Genomic DNA, 19,360 nt, shown 5'->3' with positions numbered 1-19,360 from the left:
CTGTTCTGGCTACGGCCGAGGATTCTGCGGCATCACCGGGGTCTTGCCGCAAGCCCCTGGGTGCGCTATATGTTGAACATGGAGGGGCGTACCCACCATCTTTCCGGGTACAGGCACCAGGGATCGCGCGCCCGCGAGGCGAGACGCTGGCCCGGTGACCAGAATCCGCGTCGCCGCCGCGCTCACACTTTCCGCACTCGCCGTCCTCACGATCACGCCCGCGGCTTCGGCCGCGCCGAGAGGTCTCGCCTGGGGCGCCTGTCCGTCCGGCTCGCCACCGGGCTACGACTGCGCCGAGATCGAGGTCCCGTTGTCCTATCAGGACCCTGACGGCCCGCGGATCACCATCGCGCTCGGCCGTCTCCCGGCGACGGACCGGAAGCACAAACGCGGCACCCTCTTCACCAACCCCGGCGGCCCCGGGAACCACGGCCGCTTCAGCAGGTTCCAGACCCCGTCCCTGCACCGGCAATTCGACATCGTCGGCTTCGACCCGCGCGGCGTCGGCGCCAGCACACCGGTCCGGTGCTTCACCAGCGACGCGGAAACCGCTCCCCTCAAACGAATCCTGGGCACCTTCCCGATCACCGCCGAGCAGGAGATCCGGCATTTCGCCGACGCCCGCGAGGTCACCGCCTCCTGCGGCCGCAACGCCGGGCCGCTGCTGAACCACCTGTCGACCGCGAACGTCGCCAGGGACCTCGACCGGATGCGCCAAGCCGTCGGCGAGCCCCGCCTGCGTTACTACGGGCTTTCCTACGGCACCTACGTCGGCGAGGTGTACGCCAACCTGTTCCCGCATCGGGTCGGCGCCTTGGCACTGGACGCCGTCGACGATCCGATCGCCTGGTCCACCGGGTACCGCCCGGAGGACGCGAACGTCCCGTTCAGCACCAGGCTCGGCGGTTTCCGGGACGCGGACCGCGCGCTGCAGGCCTTCCTCGACACGTGCGCGGCCGACGTCCGGTGCGCGTTCCGCGAGCCGAGGGTTGATCTGCGGGCCAAGTACGACGCGCTCCTCGACCGGCTCGAAGCCACACCGGGACCGATCACCTATCAGGACGTCGTCCGGCGTACCCACAACGCGTTGACCGACGAGGCCCATTCCCCAGCGCTGGCGGAATTCCTCCAGTCCGCGACGAAACCAATCGCGGCGAAGGCCATCCCGACACCATTCGATTCCGTGATGGGTGGCGGCGGGACGATCTGCGCGGACACCGCGAATCCGCGGGACCCGGCCGCCTGGCCCCGCGCCGCCCGCGCGGCCGACCGGGAAGGCCGCGGTTTCGGTTCGTACGACACGTATCTCTCCCTGCCGTGCGCCTTCTGGCCCGCCACCGACGACGCGCGGTACACGGGACCGTGGAACCGGCCGACCGCGCCGATCCTGTTGCTGGCCAACGGCAAGGGCGATCCGGAAACCCCGTACGCCGGGGCGGAGCGCACCGAACGCATCCTTGGCAACGCCCGGCTCCTGACGCTGGACGCGTGGGGGCACGGCGCGTTGAACCGCAGCGCCTGTGTCGACGCGGCCGTCGACGCCTACCTGACCCACGGACGCCTTCCGGCACGCGGCACCGTCTGCGCCCCGGATCACGCGCCTTTCGACGCCAGGTAGGCGGGCTTCCCCTCAGTCGACCAAGGCTTGATACACCAGGTTCCTCAATTCGACGCGGATCGGGTACGTCGACGACGGCAGCAATTGAGTGAAGAACAGGACCGTGATGTCCTCGTCCGGATCGACCCAGAACGCCGTGCTCGCCGCGCCACCCCAGGCGAACTCGCCCGCACTGGCGAGGGTCTTGGCCTTCACCGGGTCGTCGAGGACGGAGAAACCGAGCCCGAAGCCGAAACCGTCGTACGGCGCCTCGGAGAATCCGGTCCGGCCGCAGGTCTCCAGATCCACGCCGCCGGGCAGGTGGTTGGTCGCCATGAGCCGGAGCGTGCGCGGGCCGAGCAGGCGGACACCGTCGAGTTCGCCGCCGCGCACCAGCATCTGGGCGAACCGGTGGAAGTCACCCGCCGTGGAGACCAGCCCTCCGCCTCCCGAGAAACACGTGGGCGCGACTCGGCCGAGTGCGCCCATCTCGTCGTGACGGAACGGCTCCTTGGTGACCGGATGCGGCACGTAGAGCGCGGCCAGCCGGTCGAGATCGCCGGCGGCGGCCTGGAACCCCGTCTCGTGCATGCCGAGCGGGGTGAAGATCCGCTCGGCGAAGAAGACGTCGAGCGGCTGACCGGAGACGACCTCGATCAGCCTGCCGAGGATGTCCGTCGCGACCGAATAGTTCCATTCCGAACCCGGCTCGAACAGCAGCGGCAGCCGCGCGATCGCCTCGGAGACACCGGCCAGGTCGAGCCCTGGCGCGGTGCCGAAGTCGAAGCCGGCGTCGCGGTAGGCCGCGTCGACCGGATGCGTGCGGTGGAACCCGTAGGTGAGCCCCGCGGTGTGGGTGAGCAGATGCCAGAGGCGGATCGGTTCGGTCGCGGGCACGGTCGCCTGCTTCACCGACGAGCCTCCGGCGAAGACGCGCGGCTCCGAGAACTCCGGCAGCCAGCGGGAGATCGGATCCTTGAGATCGATGAGTCCCGCTTCGACGAGCATCATCGCGGCGACCGACGTGACCGGCTTGGTCATCGAGTAGATGCGCCAGATCGTGTCGGTCTCGACCGGCAGCCCGGCCTCGATGTCGCGCTGCCCGTTCGCCGCGAGATGCGCGACCTTCCCGTTCCTGGTCACCACGGCCAGATACCCGGGAAGCCGGTTCCGCTCCAGGTATCCGTCGAAGTGCTTGTCGATCCGGCGCAGCCGCTCCGCGTCGAAACCCACCTCGGCCGGGTCGACGTCCACCTTCAGCTCGATCATGCGACCGAGGCTACGCGTTCCGCTCGGCTTGTTTCTCCAGTCGCCACGCCTCGTCGGTCTTCCCGATCCGCCAGTATCCGGAGATCGACAGCAGGTCGCGCCGCATCCCCCGGTCGTCCAGCAGATGACGCCGCAGCTCACGGACGAACCCGGCCTCGCCGTGGACGAACGCCTGCACGACACCATCGCGCCAGTCGAGCGCGCGGACGGCTGCCGCGAGGTCGTCGCCCCGGCTCCGGTGAAGCCAGGTGATCCGCGCGTCGCCCTTGGTGGTGAGCGACTGCTCTTCGCCCGCGTCCTCCACGAGGATGAACGCGTGCACGGGAACCCCCGCCGGCATCGCCTCGAGAGAAGCGGCGATCGCCGGCAGGGCGCTCTCGTCACCGGCGAGCAGATGCCAGTCCGCCTCCTCGCCCGGCGCGTACGCCCCGCCGGGTCCGGAGATCAGCAGTTCGTCGCCGGGTTTCGCGGCGGCGGCCCACGGTCCGGCGACCCCCTCGTCACCGTGGTGGACGAAGTCGAGCACCAGTTCGCCGAGATTCGGGTCGAAGGCCCGGACGGTGTAGGAGCGCATCCGCGGCCACTGCTCGCGCGGCAGCTCCTCGCGGATCCGCGCCAGGTCGAACGGCTCGGGATAGGTGACGCCGGGCACCCGGAAGTGCACCTTGACGTAGGCGTCGGTGAAGTCGTTGGGCTGGAACGACGCGATCCCTTCGCCCCCGGCGACGATCCGGACCATGTGCGGGGTGATCCGCTCGGTGCGCAGCACCCGCAACCGGGTCGTCGACACCGCTCTCCTCGCCTCGGCCATCCACACTCCCTTTTCATGACTTAGGTGAACCTAACCGAGCGTACGCCTCTCCCCGCCCGCCGGGGCGCCCGCGGCCGGATCGCTCACCCGGGTGTTCTGGAAGGACGCGACCCGCCAGCCGCCGGGCTCCTCGACGAGGACGTACGTCAGCGTCGATTCCCGGCCCGGCTCGGGTGCTCCGCCCGAGAGCGACGATCCGCCGCCGGACACGACGATCGCGACGTCCGGCCGGACGAACCGGACCTTCGGCTCACCGCCGCCCGAGACCAGTTTCGATCCCCGGAGCGGTCCCTCGAAAAGGGCACGGTGCGCGCTTTCGATGATCGCGCGACCCGGCATGTTCATCCCGAAGAAGGTCACGTAGTCGGCGTCTTCGGTGAAGTGCGAGGCGTACGCGGCCGCGTCGCCCTCGTTCCACGCGTCGGCGAGCTCGCCCAGCACGGCCAGCACTTCGTTCTTTCGTTCGGTCATGGCTTCCTCCAGTTAGACGAACACCGTTCGTTGGACGAACACTGTTCTACAGACGAACGGTGTTCGCGTCAAGTAGAGTTCCCGGCGAACCCCGGATCAGGAGGCGAACGAAGTGAGCAGGCCCCGGCGTCGCGCCGAGAAACCCGTGCTGTCCCAGGAGCTCGTGGTGCAGACGGCTCTGGACCTCCTCGCCCGCGAAGGGCTGGAGGCGGTGAGCATGCGGTGTGTGGCCAAGGCGCTGGAGACCGGCCCGGCGTCGCTCTACGCCCATGTGGCGAACAAGGAAGAGCTCCACGAGCTGATGGTCGACCACGTCCTCGCCTTCGGCCCGTTCCCCGAACCCGACCCGGATCACTGGGTCGAACAGGCGAAGGATCTGCTGCGCGACAACGTGCGCGCGCTGACGTCGGTCCCCGGGATCGCCAAGATCGCGTGGGCCATCCCCGTCCCGGTCGGCGCGAACGCCCTTCAGCAGGCCGAAGCGATGCTCGCGGTCCTGCGCGCGGGCGGTCTCGATCTCAAGCGGGCACTGTTCGCCGCCGACGCCCTATGGCTCTACGCCAAGGCTTTCGCCTACGAAGGCGCCGGCTGGCAACACGGCGACATCGACCTCGCCGAGCAGGAACAGCGCGGCAAGCGGATGGTCGAGTACATGACGTCCTTCCCGCCCGGCGCCTTCCCGAACCTGCTGGGCGCGGGCGAGTACTTCACCGCGGAGACCGCGCAGGAGCGGTTCGAGTTCGCCATCGACCTCTTCCTGCGCGGCTTGGCCTCCGCCGCCTCGTGAGGCTCAGAGCAGCGCGACCGCGGCCGCGTACTGCGGCACCAGACGCGCCCCCAGCGAGGCCTTCATCTCGGACATCTTCTTGCCGAACACCACCTGCGGCCGCCCGGCTTCGAGCGCCCAGCGCACCGCTTCGCCGTAGAAGTGGAAGTAAAGATCGGGCCGTCCGCCGAGTTCCCGCGGCAGCGCCGCCCAGTGCCGGGCGATCGGCAGCGTCGGATGGTCGAGCAGGGTCGCGACGGCGACCGCCCGGCCGGTGGCGGTCTCGCGGTACTCGATGACGTGCACGTCCGGTTGCCGCAGCAGTCTGCCGAGATGGCCCACGAACGCCGGCAGCGGCACGATCGGCACATCGTGGTGTTTGGTTTCGTTGTGCCGCAGCAGTTCCGCGATCTCGACGGGATCGGCCCCGGCGCCCGGGCGCACGCGCACCGTGAGCGACGGATCGGCGTCGAAGGTGCGGAAGATCTTGCGCAGGTTCTGTTTGCGTTTCCTGGCCAGCGAGTGCATCCAGTCGTCCCGGCTCGAGAACGGCGTGACGTCGAGGACGGCGACGTCCTCCGTGCGGCGCACCATCTTCGGCCCGCCGCGGACACTGTCCACTCCGGACTCGCCGACCTGGCGCACCAGCAGCGCGCGCAGGCCGAACCCGAGTTCCTCGCGCATGGCCGGGACGAAGGTGTCCAGCAGCCTGCCGACGCCGCCGTCTTCGTCCTCGCCGTCGAACCACCAGCCCGGCATCGCTCCCGCGCCCGGGGAGCGGACGTCGAGCCCGCCGAGCCGCCCCCGTCCCGCCGTGCGGGCGAACCGGTGCCTCCGGGTGAGCCCGGTGACCCACGCCGAGCTGACCACGCCCCGCGGTTCGCCGTCTTCGAGCAGGACCGTGACCGGCTGTTCGGTGCGCGCCGCCCACGCCTGGGCGGTGAGCACCTCCCAGCTCCAGTCCGCGCGCAGCCCCGCCTTGCCCCGCAACGACTTCCAGTACGCGGGCTCCGGGTCTCGGCGGGGGTCCAGCACCTCGATCACCATCGCGTCACCGGTCTCGGCACGATGACCCCGAGCAGCGGGACCGGCTGGAAACCGAGCGTCGCCTTGAGATCGGTCAGGCCCCGGCCCATCGACAGGGATTTCCGGTTGCCCTCGATCATGTAGCGCACGTTCCGGACGACCGCCTCGAAGTAGAGGTGCTTCGGGCGTCCCTCCTCCGGGGCGAGCGCGGCCCAATGCTGGTGCAGCGGCGCGACGGGGTGGTCGAGCACGTTCGTGAACGCGAGCAGCCTGCCTTCGCCGTCGTGGTAGGTCGAGGTGATGACATCCGGCCTGCGCACGAGTTCACCGAGGTATTCGGCGGTGACCGGACCGCGCCGGTCGAATTTCACCCTCCCCATCCGCTCGCGGTGCTCCCGCAGCATGGTGGCCAGTTCCAGCGCGTCGAGGTCGGTGCGGGCGGCTTCGGTGCGGACCACGACGTCCGGGTCGGCGGCGATCTTCTTCGACTGGCCGCGCAGGCTCAGCCGCCTGCTGCGGCGCAGGGACGCCAGCCAGCCGTCGACGTCGACGAACCGGTTCTCCAGCACCGACGTCGGCATCGTGTCGCGAACGGGCCTGCCCCGTCCGGTCAGCATGTCGAGCGACTCCGGCGGGACGGTGCGGTAGACGACGCCGAGGCAGCCCGGCCCGGTGAAGCGGCCGACGGCCCGCTCGAACCGGCGCATGATCTCCCGCCGGTCGGCCGCGTCGAGGCCGTCGGCGAACAACCACGGCGGGTATCCGGAAAGCCACGCGTGCTGCACCTCGACCCAGCGCGGACCCAGCCGCGCGATACCGCGCACGGCACCGGGACCCGCCGGGGAGATCGGGGCGCACAGCATCGCCAGCACCGCGGCGACGATCTCGCCGCCGTCGCTGATCACGGTGAGCGCGGTGGGGCTCGGCGAAAAGCGGGACTCCACCCGCAGCAACCCGTAGTCCCACGGGACCGGGGCCTGCTGCGCGTCGAGGAAACCGGCCCAGCCCTCGGGTTCCGGATCGGTCCGCGGGTCGAGCACCCGCACGTCCCAGGTCATCGGCCCAGCACCGGTCTCGGTACGGCGACCGACACCAGGGACCTGGTGCCGAAGCCGAGCGGGGTCTTGTTCTCCAGCATCGCCCGGCCCGCGGTCAGTTCGGGGCGCCGATGCGTGATCATGTGCTCCACTCCCCTGGCGTAGAAGTCGACATAGAGCCCTTTCCGTCCGCCTGCCGCGCTCGGCGGCGCGGCCCACTGGTGCAGCGCGCATCCGTCGTCGGCGTCGAACAACGTGCCGAAACCCAGCAGCCGTCCGGATCCGTCACGGTAGGTACGGGTGACGACGTCCGGGCGGCGGATCAACGCGTCCAGATAGGACGGTGCGATCGGGCTCCGGGTGTCCATGTGCAACCCGCCGAACCGCGACCGCTGCCCGCCTGCCCAGGCCCGGTCGTCCTGCCTGCGCCGGTGGGCGTTGAGCAGGACGGCGAGCTCGTGGCAGTCCAGATCCCGGCGGGCGGTGGCCGCCTCGGTGCGCAGGTCCCCGTCTTCCCGCAGTTCGCGCAGTGTCTTCCGGGTCTCGTCGTCGAGCGTTCGTTCCCAATCGTCCACAGTGGAGTAGTCGTTGGTCAGGACAGCGGCCGGGTCGATCTCCCGGGACATCCGGCCCGGGCCGTCGAGCGCCGGGAGGAGCTCCGGATTCATCGCCCGGTAGATCAGGCCCAGCAGTCCCGGGCCGAGGTGGGCGCACAGTGCCCGTTCGAACCGGCGCACCACTTCCCGCCGCTCGGCCTCGTCGAGCCGCTCGTCGAGCACCCCGGCGGGATAGCCGCTGAGCTGCCAGAGGTAGGCCTCGGCCCAGCGCGGGCGGAACCGTCCACCGAGGACGGACAACGGCGCGAAATCGCCCGCCCGCCAGCTCCGGCACACCATCACGGTGAACGCGCCGACGATCGTCCCGTTCCGGCGCAGCACCGCGAGCACCGCGGGGTTCTTCGCCATCCAGGCTTCCCGGCGCAGGACGTCGTACTCCCAGACCGGCCACAGCTTCGCCCGCCGCTGGAAACCACTCCAGCCCTCGGGTTCGGCCGCGGTCCTCGGATCGAGCACCTCGGCCTCGAACACGGTGCTTCTCGCCGCCACCTTCATCGTCACCATCCCAGTACCGGTCTCGGCACGGCCGCGGCGTACACCGGGCGCGCCCGGAAACCCAGCGTGGCCTTGAGTTCGGGTAGTCCGCGCCCGGCGGTGAGCTCCTTGACCCCGCGCCGCGTGGCGTACCGCATGGCGTGGATGTAGGAGTCGAACAGCAGCCCCCGCCGCCCGCCTTCGTCCACCGGCAAGGTGCCCCAATGCTGTTTCGCCGGGCTGTCCGGATGATCGAGCAACGTGTTCACCGCGAGCAGCCTGCCGTCCGCGCCGGTGTAGGTCAGCGTGTGCACGTCCGGCCGCCGCAGGAACCGGTGCAGGAACGCGGCGGAAGGCGGCGTCCTGGTGTCGAGCGGGAGCTTGCCGTGCCGGTCACGATGCCCCTGGATGAGGGTCGCGACCTCGGCGCTGTCGAGGTCTTCCCGGCCGGCACCACCGACGACCACCACACCGGGATCGTCGGCGATCCGGCGCCGCTGCCGTCGCAGCCCGCCCCGCCGCGACTTGGGCAGCGAGGCGATCCATTCGTCTTCCGAAGCGAAGCGGTTTTCCAGCACGGCCACGGAATCGACGGCCTTCACCAGCCGCCCGCGGCCCTGGAGGTCGTGCGCGAGGTCCTGCCCCAACGCCCGGTACAGCACTCCGAGCAGGCCGGGGCCGAGCCTCCGGCGCAGGGATCGTTCGAAGTCCCGGATCAGCGGACGACGGTCGGCGGCGGTGACCTCCGGTGCGAACGCGAGCCCCGGGTAGCCGCTCAGCCAGGGCTGGCACACCTCGGCCCAGAACGGGCGCAGCAACCGGTGTCCCGGTGTCGGCGCGAAGCGGTATCGCAGCCGGGGACGGCACACCAGCACCGAAAACGCCGCGACGATCCTGGCACCGTCCGAGACGGTGGCGAGCACCGGCGGGTTCCGCGCGGTCCAGGCGTCGAGCCCCATCACGTCGTAGTCCCACACCGGATGCAGGCGGGCGGCGCGGGAGAACTCCGGCCAGCCGACGGGAACGGGATCGGTGCGGGGATCGTGGAAACCCGTCTTCACGTGAGCACGACCGGCGTCCCGTGTCGCGGGCACGGCGCGATCTCACCACGGACGCCGCCGGCCGGGAGCACGTCCACGAACCGCGGGGAATCCTGGCGCAGCAGCGTGAACGCGAGCCCGCCCGTCGTCGGGCGCGCGTAGACACGCGGCCAGTCGAGATGCCAGCGGCCGCATTCCTCGATCGCGCCCAGATAACCGAGCGCCGGATCGTGGAGCACCCCATACGGCCCGGAGTCCATTGTGTCCAGTTCCCGTCGCGGTACGGATTCGACCCGGTACGCACGGTCTTCGGGCAAGGCGGCGGCGAAGACGGCCAGCTGCTTGTCGTCGCCGACCGCGAGCACGCGACGGCCGCGGCGAAGCGCGGAGGACACCTCCGCCAGCACGCCCGGCGCCGGGACGTCGGGATCCACCACACAGCAACGAACCCCGCGCGGCAGGTCCGACGGCGGCCGCACCCCGTCCCCGCCGAGCACCACGACCAGTGCGTCACCGCTCACCGAGCGTGCCTTACGCAGCACGGGACCCAGGCCCCGGCTCGGTTCGATCCGTTGCGTGCCACCGGCGAGCGGAACCAGATCGACGATCTTGTGCACCGCTTCGGCCAGTGGCGCCGCGCCCGAATCCGTCCCGGTGCGACCGGGCACCAGCACGGGATCCGTTCTGCCGTCCAGAGCCCAGCGTTCCCGGTAGAACGGCACCGTCGCGAAGGCCGACCGCACCGACCGCCGGTAGGCGGCCCGCCAGGCAGCATTCACCCCCACAGTCCACATGGCGCGCAAGCCTGCGTCATCACCGGCGGTTTGGGAATACCCCGCGTCGGATTCATCCGGTTTTCGCCCGACTTCCCACCTTTTCGACTGAGCTGAAAGGACGAACTTGCGGATTCCCCTAGCGGCAGCAAAGCGAGTCTGCCTATAACACGGGAACTTTCGATCCGGCACGACCTGCCGGACGCCTGGGGCCAAGGGGACTCATGAACCGTGAAAACACAACGCGTGACGCTACGAACACAATAGCGCACTCATCGCAGGGATTCGACAGATGAGCTGGTCGACCCCCGGCCCGGCGGAAAGTGGACTCACCGTAGTCGTCCCGTGCTTCAACGAAGTCGACAACGTCGAGCCCTCCTATCGGGAGATCGTCGCCGAGTTGGGAAATCTCCCCCTCGAACTGCTCTATGTGGACGATGGGAGCACGGACGGGACCCTGGACGTCATCCGGGCGCTCGCGCATACCGACCCCCGGGTGCGCTATCTGTCCTTCACCAGGAACTTCGGCTTCGAAGCGGCCTTTTCCGCCGGTTACCGGTACGCCGGGAAACCGTGGCTCCTGCACATGGACGCCGATCAACAGTTCCCGGCCTCCGAGGTGGGGAAATTGATCATGGCCGCCGAAGCGGGCAACGACGCCGTTTTCGGTGTTCGCACCAATAGGCAAGATCCCTTACTAAGACGCTGGGGAACCGCCGCGTTCCATTTCGTCGGCCGCCGCGTCCTGCGCATCGAGATCCCGCCCGGCGCGACGGCGTTCCGCCTGGTGCGCACGGAGCTCGCGCGCAAGATCGTCGATCTCCGGCTGGGCACCCCGTACTTCCTCGCCACCGTGCCGAGGCTGACCAGCCGCTACACCACCGTCCAGGTGGCACACCGGGCCCGCGAACGCGGTGAGTCCAAAGTGGGCTTCGGTTTCCTTTCCTCGCACGCCATCGAGTTGTTCGTCGGCTTCACCCGGCGGCTGACGACGATGGCCTCGACCGCGGCGGTGCTGGCCGCCGGGATCTCGGTGCTCGCCGGGATCGCGGCCGCCACCGGGCTGCTCGGGCTGACCGCCGCTTCGGCGCTGACGTTCGTCATGTTCTCCGTACTGCTGACCGTGCTCGCGTTGTCCGTCCGCTACCTGGTCGTGGTCGGCGCGGGGCAGGCGCGGCCACGGCAGTTCTACATCAGGGAAGCCAGCTTCCCGGTCGACGAGGACGACCGGCTCTACTCCTCGGCCACGGCCGAGATCCATCCTGGGGAAAGGCAAGCGGGAGTGAAGAACACCGAAGACACGGCGGCGGTACGGAGCCTGGTGATCCTGGGCGGCGCCGACGGTTCGGTCAGCACGTACCACCGGGCGCGGGAACTCGGTTTCCGCACCATCTGCGTCGACGTCCGCGCGAGCGCGCCCGCGGTGGCACTGGCCGACGAGTTCGTCCAGGTCAGCGTCCGCGCGCCGGAACAGATCGCGGCGGCACTCGAGGGACGGGACGACATCGCCGGGGTGCTCTGCCCGGCCAGCGACGTCGGGCTGCCCGCGCTCGCCTGGCTCACCCGGCACTGGAACCTGCCCGACCCGTTGCCCGAAGCCGCCGTCGCCGCGTCCGTCGACAAGTCCGTCTTCCGCGAACTCTGTGACCGGCTGCGTCTGCCGACCTATCGCAGCGTCGGCGGGAAGCCCGGCCCGGACCTCGCGCTCGCCGCGCAGCAGCTGCGGTTCCCGACGCTGGTGAAGCCGGTCGACTCCTCCGGCAGCCGCGGTGTCGTCTCCTGCGCGAGCCCCGGCGGCCTCACCACCGCGTTCTCCGACTCCCTCGCGTTCTCGCCGTCGGGCAAGCTGGTCGTCGAGGAGCACCTCGACGGCTCGCACTACACGATCGAAGCACTCGCGGTCGACGGCCGGATCGTGTTCCACGCGGTCACCCGGCGCACGCTGACACCGCCGCCGTTCTTCGTGACGGCGTCGCATCTGCTGCCCGCCGGACTGCCGCCGGTGGTCGACCGCGCGCTCCCGGTGATGCTGGCCGCGTTGTGCGCCGAACTCGGTTACCGCACCGGGCCGCTCACCCTCGACGCCGTCCTGGGCCGTGACGGGAAGTTCTATCTCATCGAGATGGGCGCCCGGATGGGCGGGAACGGCCTGGCCGAGGCGATCGAGCACAGCACCGGCGTCGACCTGATCGCCGCGGGGATCGCCGCCGCGACCGGCGGCGAGGTCGTGCTCTCCCCGCGCGACCCGCGCCCGACGCTCATCCACATCCTCGCCTCCGACCGCGGCGGCCGGATCGTGCGCATCGAGGGCGTCGACGAGGTCCGCGCCATGCCCGCGGTGCACAACCTGGAGCTGTTCGCGGAAGAGGACACCTACGTCAAACCGTACGAGCAGGCCGGTTACAAGATGGGGTACGCCGTGCTTTCGGCGCCGACCGTGCCCGACGTGCTCGCGGCGGAGGACGAACTGCGCGGCACGCTGAAGTTCCTGCTCGACGAGCAGGGTGCGGCGGTACCGCTCCCTTGACCGGCACTTCGCTCACCGGCGCCGGCACCGCGTCCATCGCGGCGCCGAAGCCGTCCATGGTGCTCCGGCTGCTCGCCGGTCGTGGCGTGTTCCGGCTGGCGATCCAGGCGATGGGCCTGGTGCTGGTCACCGCCTGGGGCGCGCACGACTACGGCCGGTTCGCCACCGCGCTCGGGCTGATGACGTGGCTCAACTTCGTGCCGTCGGCGGCGGAGAAGTCGGCGTTGAAATGCCTGCCGCGCCTGCGGATGACGCGGGACGCGGTCGCCGCGCTGGCCGTCCGCGTCGCCGTCGTCCCGGTGCTGGTGGTGCTGGCGGCGATGGCGGTCGCGCTGATCGTCGCACCGGATTCGGACGCCGCGCTGTACCTGACGGCCGCGGGCTGGTCGATCTCCGGCGGTCTGCTGATGACCGTCTCGGGCCTGCACCGCTTCACCGGAAAGTCCACTTTGGACGCTCTGGCGTTCACCGCGGGCGCGCTGGTGGTCGGCGCCGTGACAGTGGGCACGTGGTTCGTCCGCTGGTCACCGTTGACGCATCTCGGCCTGTTGCTCGGCGGGATCCTGGTCATCCTCGGCTTCTCCGCGGCGATGCTGCCGAAGAAATGGCTGCGGGTGGAAAGGATCGACGGACACCGGCTCCTGCCCGCCTTCGGCCGGACCACCGTGCTGCTCGGGCTGACCGAAGTGCTGGACGTCCTCGCGACGTCGACGGTGTTCGGCGTGCTGGCGCTGGCCGGGCGGACCGTCGACAGTGGACCGTTCTACGTCGCCCTGCTGGCCAGCAGCGCGTTCTGTTCGCTGCTGTTCTATCAGCTTCGCGTGCACCAGCCGGCGATTTCGGCGCGGCTGCGCGGCAGTGGGGCGGCGGCGGGCCGATCCCGCGCGGTCGACCTGCTGAAACTGGTCGAACGGGGTGCGCTCGCGTTCCTCGTCCTGGCGGGGATCGCCCTCGCGATCCCGGCGGCCCGCGCGGTGCTGACCGCCGAAGACACCGTCGGCGCATACGTGGTCCTCGGCGTCTTCGTCCTGGTCGAAACGGTGCTGTTCGCCGTCCGGCTCTACGCGGGCTTCCTGATCGAAAACACCAACAGCAAGGTCCTCACGCTCACGGCGTCGGCCTCGATCGCCGGGCTGATCGCCACCCCGCTGGCCGCCGCCGCGCTCGTCCCGGCGATGGGACCGGTCGGCGGATTCGCCGCCCTCGTCTTCGCCATCGGTGTCCGGGCGACCGTCCTCCGTCGGCTGCTGCGCCGCCACCACCCCGAACTCTGAACGTCGCACTGGAGAAGGAACATGTACGTACTGGGAATCAGCAGGGTCCACGACTCGGCGGCCGCGCTCGTGCGCGACGGCGAGATCATCGCTTTCGCCGAAGAGGAACGCTTCACCCGCAAGAAGCACGACGGGGACTTCCCCGCCGAGGCGATCAAGTTCTGCCTGGAGCGCGGCGGGATCACCCTCGCCGACGTCGACCACGTCGCCTACTACTGGCAGCGCTGGCGTGAAGGCATCCACGCGGCGAAGGTGTTCGCGAAGTACTTCCCGGCCACGCTGGAGGTGTTCCGCAACCAGAACGGCGACGAGGGCGGCTCGTCGGCTGGCATGGTGGAGACGTTCAAAACCGGTGGCGGCAAAGGGGTCGACGACTACCACGTCGGCGGCGCGGTGCTCGCGCACATCAAGCGGTCCTTCACCCTCGAACGCGACGTGAAGGAGGCCGTGGGCTGGACCGGCCCGACGAAGTTCAAGACGCATCTGGTCGACCACCACAAGGCGCACGCCGCCAGCGGCTACTTCATCTCGCCGTGGGAAGAGTCGGCGGTGCTCACCTTCGACGGCATCGGCAGCGACGGCACCGCGACCTATCTGGGCCACGGCAAGGGAAACCGGATCATCGACATCCGGCGGATCAAGTTCCCGCACTCGCTCGGCGCGATGTACGCGGGTGTCACCGGCTATCTGGGCTTCTACCCCACCCGTGACGAAGGCAAGATCATGGGGCTGGCCCCGCTCGGGAACGACACCTACGTCGACGCGTTCAAGCAGCTGATCCACCTCGACGACGACGGCGGGTACGAGCTTGACCTGAGCTTCTTCGGGCACCACCGCACCGGCAAGCACGTGATGGCGAAGAAGTTCACCGACCTGTTCGGCCCGGCGAGGCCCAAGACCCGGGTCACCGCGGAGAACCCGGTGCCGCAGCACTACTGCGACATCGCCTACGCGCTGCAGGTCACCCTGGAGGAGGCCGGGCTGCACATCGCGCGCTGGCTGCAACGGGAGACTGGGTCGCGGCGGCTGTCCGTCGCGGGCGGCGTCGCGCTGAACAGCGTGATGAACGGACGGATCCTGCTGGAAACGCCGTTCGAGGACTTCTTCGCCCAGCCCGCGGCGGCCGACGACGGCTGCGCGCTCGGTTCGGCGCTGGAGGTTTCGGTCGGCAAGTACGGCAAGCCCCGTCCTCGCGACGGCTTCACCTACACCGGCCCGGACTACACCGAGGCGGAGATGGAACTCGCGCTGCAGGACGCCGGGGTCCGCTACACCAAGGTCGACGACATCGCCGCGCACACGGCGAAGAAGATCTCCGAGGGCAAGATCGTCGGCTGGGTGCAGGGCAGGATGGAATGCGGGCCGCGCGCGCTCGGCAACCGTTCGCTGGTGGCCGACCCGCGCGACCCCGACTCGAAGACGCGGATGAACGAGAAGGTCAAGCACCGCGAGGCGTTCCGGCCGTTCGCGCCCTCGTGCCTCGCCGAACGCGCGGGCGACTGGTTCGTCAGCGACTACCCGTCGCCGGTCATGCTGCTGGTGTTCGACGTCCTGCCGGACAAACGCGACGAGGTTCCGGCCATCACCCACGTCGACGGGACGGCCCGCGTGCAGACGGTGACCGAATCGGACAACCCGTTGTACTACCGGATGATCAGCGAGTTCGAGAAGCTCACCGGCGTGCCGATGGTGGTCAACACCTCGTTCAACGACAACAACGAACCGATCGTCGCCAGCCCGGCCGACGCGGTGGCCTGCTACCTGAAGACCGACGTCGACGCCCTCGCCCTCGGGCCGTTCTGGGCAGAGAAGGACGACCTGTGACCGCCACCCTGCCCGAAACCGACGGCTGGATCCCCGCGCTCTACCGGCGGCGCAAATGGCTGTGGCTGGTGGCCGCCGTCCCGGCCGTGGTGACCGCACTGCTGATCATGGTGATCCTGCCGCCGGACCAGACACTGGACAACGTCGCGGACTGGGCGTTCAAACTGTGCCCGTTCGTCTTCGCGGTCGTTACGGTGGCGCTCTTCCCCCGCACCAAATGGGGCCCGGCGCTGATCGTGCTCGCGGTGTTCGTCTACATGTCCTATTTGGACACCGAGCTGATCATGCGGATCCAGGCGTTCGCCAGGAACGCCGCCACCGACGAGGACGCCTTCCAGCCGGTGTACCAGTTCGAGCTGTTCATCGTGACGTTCATCGTCCTGTTCGGGCTGATGGCGTACCGGCTGGGCGGCGGCCGGACGGCGAACGTGCTCAAGGCCGGTGTCGCGTCGATCCTCGTGGTGATCTCGGGCGCGAACGACCTGACCTTCTGGGCGCTCAACGACGTCTGGTCCGCCGGGACGAAACCGACCGAGCTCAAATGGGCCTCGCATATGATCGTGTTCCTCGGCGGACCGCCGAGTGTCCCGGTCGCGGTGCTGTTCATGCTGGTGCACCTGGTGCTGGCGGCGATCGTGGTGGCGCTGCCGGTGGGCCGATGGGTCGACCGGGCCCTGGGGCTCGCTTCCACCTCGCGCGAGGCATAAGTCTCGCCGGCACGTGTCGCGAAAGCCACTTTCAGGACGTTGAATGTCTCGAAAGTGGCTTTCGCGACACGCCTGCCAACAAGCCACGTCCTCGCCAGGACTTACGCAGCGAAAACGGTGTTGCGAGGAGAAATGGTGCTGCGAAAGCCGCTTTCGCAACCTTCAACGTTGCGAAAGTGGCTTTCGCAACGCACTCTCCAGGTCGACCGGGCCCTGGGGCTCAGGTGAGCCGGCGCACCAGCCCGTCGGCCAGCAACCGGCCGCGGTCGGTCAGCACCGCACGGCCCTGACCGTCCAAAGCGGACTGTTCCAGCAATCCCTCGGCGGCGGCGGCGCGGGCTTCGGCCCGGCCGTCGTCGTCGAGCGCGTCGAGCGGGAGCCCTTCGGACAGCCGGAGTTCCAGCATCACGCGTTCGAGATGCCGGTCTTCGCCGGTCAGCAGTTCACGGCCCGCGGCAGGTGATTCACCGGCCGCGAGGGACGCGGCGTAGCGGGCCGGATGCTTGACGTTCCACCAGCGGACGCCGCCGACGTGGCTGTGCGCGCCCGGCCCGGCGCCCCACCAGTCGCCGCCGCGCCAGTAGCCGATGTTGTGCCGGCAGCGGGCTTCCTCCGAGGTCGCCCAGTTGGACACCTCGTACCAGCGCAACCCCGCCGAGGCGAGGACGCGGTCGATCATCTCGTAGTCGGCGGCCAGCACGTCGTCGTCCGGCGCGGGCAGTTCGCCGCGGCGGATGCGGCGGGCGAGCGCGGTGCCCTCCTCGACGATCAGCGCGTACGCCGAGACGTGGTCGACACCGGCGGCCAGCACCGCGTCGAGCGAAGCCTGGAGATCCTCGATCCGCTCCCCCGGCGTGCCGTAGATGACGTCGAGGTTGACGTGGTCGAATCCGGCGGCACGCGCTTCCTCCGCGGCCGCGACCGGACGGCCGGCGGTGTGTACGCGGTCGAGGATCTTCAGCACGTGCTGCGCGGCCGATTGCATCCCGAGGGAGATCCGGTTGTATCCGGCGTCACGGATGCCCGCGAAGAACTCGGGCGACGTGGACTCCGGATTGGACTCGGTCGTCACCTCCGCGTCCGGCGCGAGCCCGAAGACGTCGCGAACGGCGTCGAGGACGCTTCGCAGCCCGTCGGCTCCGAGAAGGGACGGAGTGCCGCCGCCGACGAAGACGGTGTCGACCGCGGGCGGCGCCTTCAGCACACGCGCGGCCAGGTCGAACTCGCGCTTGAGGCCTTCGAGCCACGACTGCGGCGACGAATCGCTGTCCAGCTCTCCGGCGGTGTAGGTGTTGAAGTCGCAGTAGCCGCACCGGGTCGCGCAGAACGGGACGTGCACGTAGACGCCGAACGGTCGCGTGCCGAGCCCTTCCAGCGCGCTCTCGGGGAGCGCGGATTCGACGGGCGTGGTGGTTTCGGGCAGCAACGCGGGCACACCCCAGTGTCCCCCACGCCGTGAAGGCCTCCTTCCCGGGGGAAAGAGGCCTTCACGGAACGCGTCATCGGTCGGCGATGCGCACCTTGGCCGAGGTCGACCGGGTGCCGTCGTCGAACCGCACCCAGACGAGGGTCTCCATGTTCAGCGAGTAGTCGTTGACCACGTGGTCGACCGACCAGTCGCCGTGCTCGTCCGTGACGGCGTCGCGGGTCATGGCGACCTCGACCAGCACCGTATGGGAGACGTGTCCCCGGGCACCCGGCGAACAGCCGACCGCCTCGAACCGGTACGAGTCGCCCTTGTGCAGCACCGCCCCTTCCTCGGGCGAGACCAGCCTGCAGCCCTGCTGAGCCCCGGAAGCGGTACCCGGGATCAGCAGGGACGCCAGCACCATCGCGGCGACCACCCATCGGCGCATGCGCAACTCCTCCGTCCTCTGTGGATCGGAGACCGAAGCTAGCGCCGACGGCGTCCCCGCGCGGCCCCACTCACCCGAAGCGGTACTAAGCCAGCCCGTTAGCGGCCAGCCACTCCGCGGACGGCGGGATGGCCTCGATGATGTCGATCAGGAAGCCGTTCAGGTCCTCGATGTAGAAGTGCCGCTGGCCGAACTCCTCGTCGACGAGTTCCGTCACGATCTTGACCCCCTCCCCGCGCAGGCGCTCGTACTCGCCCGCGGCGTCTTCGACCATGAGCCCGACCATCGATCCGGCCGCTTCCTGCGCCCGCCAGGGCTCCGGGGTGGACTTGTGCCCCCGCTTCACGAAGCTCATCTCATAACCCGGCGCGCCGACGTTGAGGCTGGAGAACCAGTCCAGCTCGATCGTCACCGTCAACCCCAGGTGCCGCTTCCACCAGGCGGTGGTCTCGGCGATGTCCTCGACGACCACGCAGGCGCCGAAACCGTTGAGTTGCATCCGGTGTTCCTCCCAGTTCTAACCACTTGATGCGTAGTACTATAGACATAGTGGTTTGACTTAGGCAAGGAGAATGTCCCGATGCGACAGAACCCGGAGCGCCGGACCGCGCTCACCGACGCCGCCATCACCGTCCTCGCCCGCGAGGGCGCACGCGGGCTCACCTATCGCGCCGTGGACGTCGAGGCGGACGTGCCGCCGGGGACGACGTCCAACTACTTCCGCAATCGGGACCAGTTGCTCGGCGAGGTCGGCGTCCGGGTGCAGGAGCGGCTGTCGGCACCGGCCGAGGTGATGGCGAACCCGCAGGCCGAGTCGCCCTCCCATGACCGGGTCGGCGTCCTGCTCGGCGAACTCATGGGACGGCTGACCGGTCACCGGGAGCCTTATCTCGCCTTGCTCGAACTCCGGCTCGAAGCCACCCGGCGCCCGGATCTTTCGGCCGAGCTGACCAAGACCGTCCGCGAAGGCATCGACATGAGCGTCGACTGGCACGTCGCGGCGGGCATGCCGGGCGGGCGCGCCGAAGTACTGCTGATGTACCTCGCGCTGACCGGACTCACCGTCGAGCGGCTCACGCTGCCGGAGGTGCTCGCGGACGTCACCGACGAGGAGGTCATCCGGATCATCGTGGACCGCGTCCTGCCCTCTTGAGTCGTGCGCGTTCTGCGTCACAATGCTGGGCCGCGAAGCCGGGCTTGACCGGCGAAGCACGCCCTTGACCAGGCAAAACAGTCGCCTTCGGACACTGTTCCCAGTATTCGGACCGGCCTAGACCACATAGTGGGCGCG

At 69.5% G+C, this 19,360-nt stretch carries 18 protein-coding genes; 7 read left to right on the top strand and 11 right to left on the bottom strand.

The annotated features are described in order from the left end of the window. The first annotated feature begins 154 nt into the window (after window positions 1-154). Window positions 155-1,618 (top strand): alpha/beta hydrolase, encoded by a 1,464-nt coding sequence (locus tag AB8M46_RS33040; protein WP_394362760.1) that lies wholly within the window; start codon window positions 155-157, stop codon window positions 1,616-1,618. A gap of 12 nt (window positions 1,619-1,630) precedes the next feature. Here AB8M46_RS33040 and AB8M46_RS33035 read toward each other — a convergent pair whose 3' ends face one another. From AB8M46_RS33035 to AB8M46_RS33025, 3 genes are read right to left on the bottom strand one after another with little or no spacing between them, the layout of a single operon-like run. Further along, complete coding sequence (locus AB8M46_RS33035; protein WP_037342800.1) at window positions 1,631-2,866, bottom strand: serine hydrolase; 1,236 nt, start codon at window positions 2,864-2,866, stop codon at window positions 1,631-1,633. 10 nt (window positions 2,867-2,876) lie between these two features. After that, complete coding sequence (locus AB8M46_RS33030) at window positions 2,877-3,677, bottom strand: siderophore-interacting protein (protein WP_394362759.1); 801 nt, start codon at window positions 3,675-3,677, stop codon at window positions 2,877-2,879. Between the two features lie 30 nt (window positions 3,678-3,707). Continuing rightward, a complete protein-coding gene (locus AB8M46_RS33025) occupies window positions 3,708-4,148 on the bottom strand; it encodes an SgcJ/EcaC family oxidoreductase (RefSeq protein ID WP_394362758.1) in 441 nt (146 codons plus the stop codon). 112 nt (window positions 4,149-4,260) lie between these two features. On the opposite strand from AB8M46_RS33025, the gene AB8M46_RS33020 reads away from it, so the two are divergent. Continuing rightward, on the top strand, window positions 4,261-4,935 hold the full coding sequence (locus AB8M46_RS33020; protein WP_394362757.1) for a TetR/AcrR family transcriptional regulator: 675 nt from the start codon (window positions 4,261-4,263) through the stop codon (window positions 4,933-4,935). Between the two features lie 3 nt (window positions 4,936-4,938). Here the strand turns inward: AB8M46_RS33020 and AB8M46_RS33015 are convergent, their stop codons facing one another. From AB8M46_RS33015 to AB8M46_RS32995, 5 genes are read right to left on the bottom strand one after another with little or no spacing between them, the layout of a single operon-like run. Continuing rightward, on the bottom strand, window positions 4,939-5,961 hold the full coding sequence (locus tag AB8M46_RS33015; protein ID WP_394362756.1) for a GNAT family N-acetyltransferase: 1,023 nt from the start codon (window positions 5,959-5,961) through the stop codon (window positions 4,939-4,941). Then, on the bottom strand, window positions 5,955-6,998 hold the full coding sequence (locus AB8M46_RS33010; protein WP_394362755.1) for a GNAT family N-acetyltransferase: 1,044 nt from the start codon (window positions 6,996-6,998) through the stop codon (window positions 5,955-5,957). Before AB8M46_RS33010 ends, AB8M46_RS33015 begins: the two co-directional genes overlap by 7 nt. Next, on the bottom strand, window positions 6,995-8,098 hold the full coding sequence (locus AB8M46_RS33005; protein WP_378423809.1) for a hypothetical protein: 1,104 nt from the start codon (window positions 8,096-8,098) through the stop codon (window positions 6,995-6,997). Before AB8M46_RS33005 ends, AB8M46_RS33010 begins: the two co-directional genes overlap by 4 nt. Then, window positions 8,092-9,129, bottom strand: coding sequence for a GNAT family N-acetyltransferase (locus AB8M46_RS33000; protein ID WP_394362754.1), 1,038 nt, complete (start codon window positions 9,127-9,129; stop codon window positions 8,092-8,094). The genes AB8M46_RS33005 and AB8M46_RS33000 overlap by 7 nt, the downstream gene beginning before the upstream one ends. Continuing rightward, window positions 9,126-9,851, bottom strand: a complete 726-nt coding sequence (locus AB8M46_RS32995; protein WP_394362946.1) for a hypothetical protein — start codon at window positions 9,849-9,851, stop codon at window positions 9,126-9,128. The genes AB8M46_RS33000 and AB8M46_RS32995 overlap by 4 nt, the downstream gene beginning before the upstream one ends. Window positions 9,852-10,173: 322 nt before the next feature. Between AB8M46_RS32995 and AB8M46_RS32990 the strand changes: the two genes are divergently transcribed. From AB8M46_RS32990 to AB8M46_RS32975, 4 genes are read left to right on the top strand one after another with little or no spacing between them, the layout of a single operon-like run. Next, complete coding sequence (locus AB8M46_RS32990) at window positions 10,174-12,408, top strand: glycosyltransferase (protein WP_037342792.1); 2,235 nt, start codon at window positions 10,174-10,176, stop codon at window positions 12,406-12,408. Continuing rightward, complete coding sequence (locus AB8M46_RS32985; RefSeq protein WP_394362753.1) at window positions 12,405-13,682, top strand: hypothetical protein; 1,278 nt, start codon at window positions 12,405-12,407, stop codon at window positions 13,680-13,682. Before AB8M46_RS32990 ends, AB8M46_RS32985 begins: the two co-directional genes overlap by 4 nt. Before the next feature lie 21 nt (window positions 13,683-13,703). Then, window positions 13,704-15,506, top strand: a complete 1,803-nt coding sequence (locus tag AB8M46_RS32980; protein WP_394362752.1) for a carbamoyltransferase — start codon at window positions 13,704-13,706, stop codon at window positions 15,504-15,506. Next, window positions 15,503-16,213, top strand: a complete 711-nt coding sequence (locus AB8M46_RS32975) for a hypothetical protein (protein ID WP_394362751.1) — start codon at window positions 15,503-15,505, stop codon at window positions 16,211-16,213. The genes AB8M46_RS32980 and AB8M46_RS32975 overlap by 4 nt, the downstream gene beginning before the upstream one ends. Before the next feature lie 220 nt (window positions 16,214-16,433). Here AB8M46_RS32975 and hemW read toward each other — a convergent pair whose 3' ends face one another. The 3 genes from hemW to AB8M46_RS32960 all read right to left on the bottom strand — a co-directional run bounded on the left by hemW (window position 16,434) and on the right by AB8M46_RS32960 (window position 18,568). Then, entirely contained in the window at window positions 16,434-17,648 is a 1,215-nt protein-coding gene (gene hemW, locus AB8M46_RS32970) for a radical SAM family heme chaperone HemW (RefSeq protein ID WP_394362750.1), read from the bottom strand. 64 nt (window positions 17,649-17,712) lie between these two features. Further along, a complete protein-coding gene (locus AB8M46_RS32965; protein WP_394362749.1) occupies window positions 17,713-18,069 on the bottom strand; it encodes a hypothetical protein in 357 nt (118 codons plus the stop codon). Between the two features lie 85 nt (window positions 18,070-18,154). Continuing rightward, window positions 18,155-18,568 carry a VOC family protein gene (locus AB8M46_RS32960; protein ID WP_037342777.1) on the bottom strand — a complete coding sequence of 138 codons (414 nt, stop codon included), beginning with the start codon at window positions 18,566-18,568 and terminating at the stop codon, window positions 18,155-18,157. Window positions 18,569-18,649: 81 nt separating this feature from the next. Between AB8M46_RS32960 and AB8M46_RS32955 the strand changes: the two genes are divergently transcribed. Continuing rightward, entirely contained in the window at window positions 18,650-19,222 is a 573-nt protein-coding gene (locus tag AB8M46_RS32955) for a TetR/AcrR family transcriptional regulator (RefSeq protein WP_063272848.1), read from the top strand. Window positions 19,223-19,360: the final 138 nt, after the last annotated feature.

It is taken from the genome of Amycolatopsis sp. SB7-3 (assembly GCF_041021335.1).
In the GTDB taxonomy this organism is placed as follows: Bacteria; Actinomycetota; Actinomycetes; order Mycobacteriales; family Pseudonocardiaceae; genus Amycolatopsis; species Amycolatopsis japonica.
The sequence above is the reverse complement of the archived record's forward strand: the minus strand, read 5'-3'. Positions and strand labels throughout refer to the sequence as shown.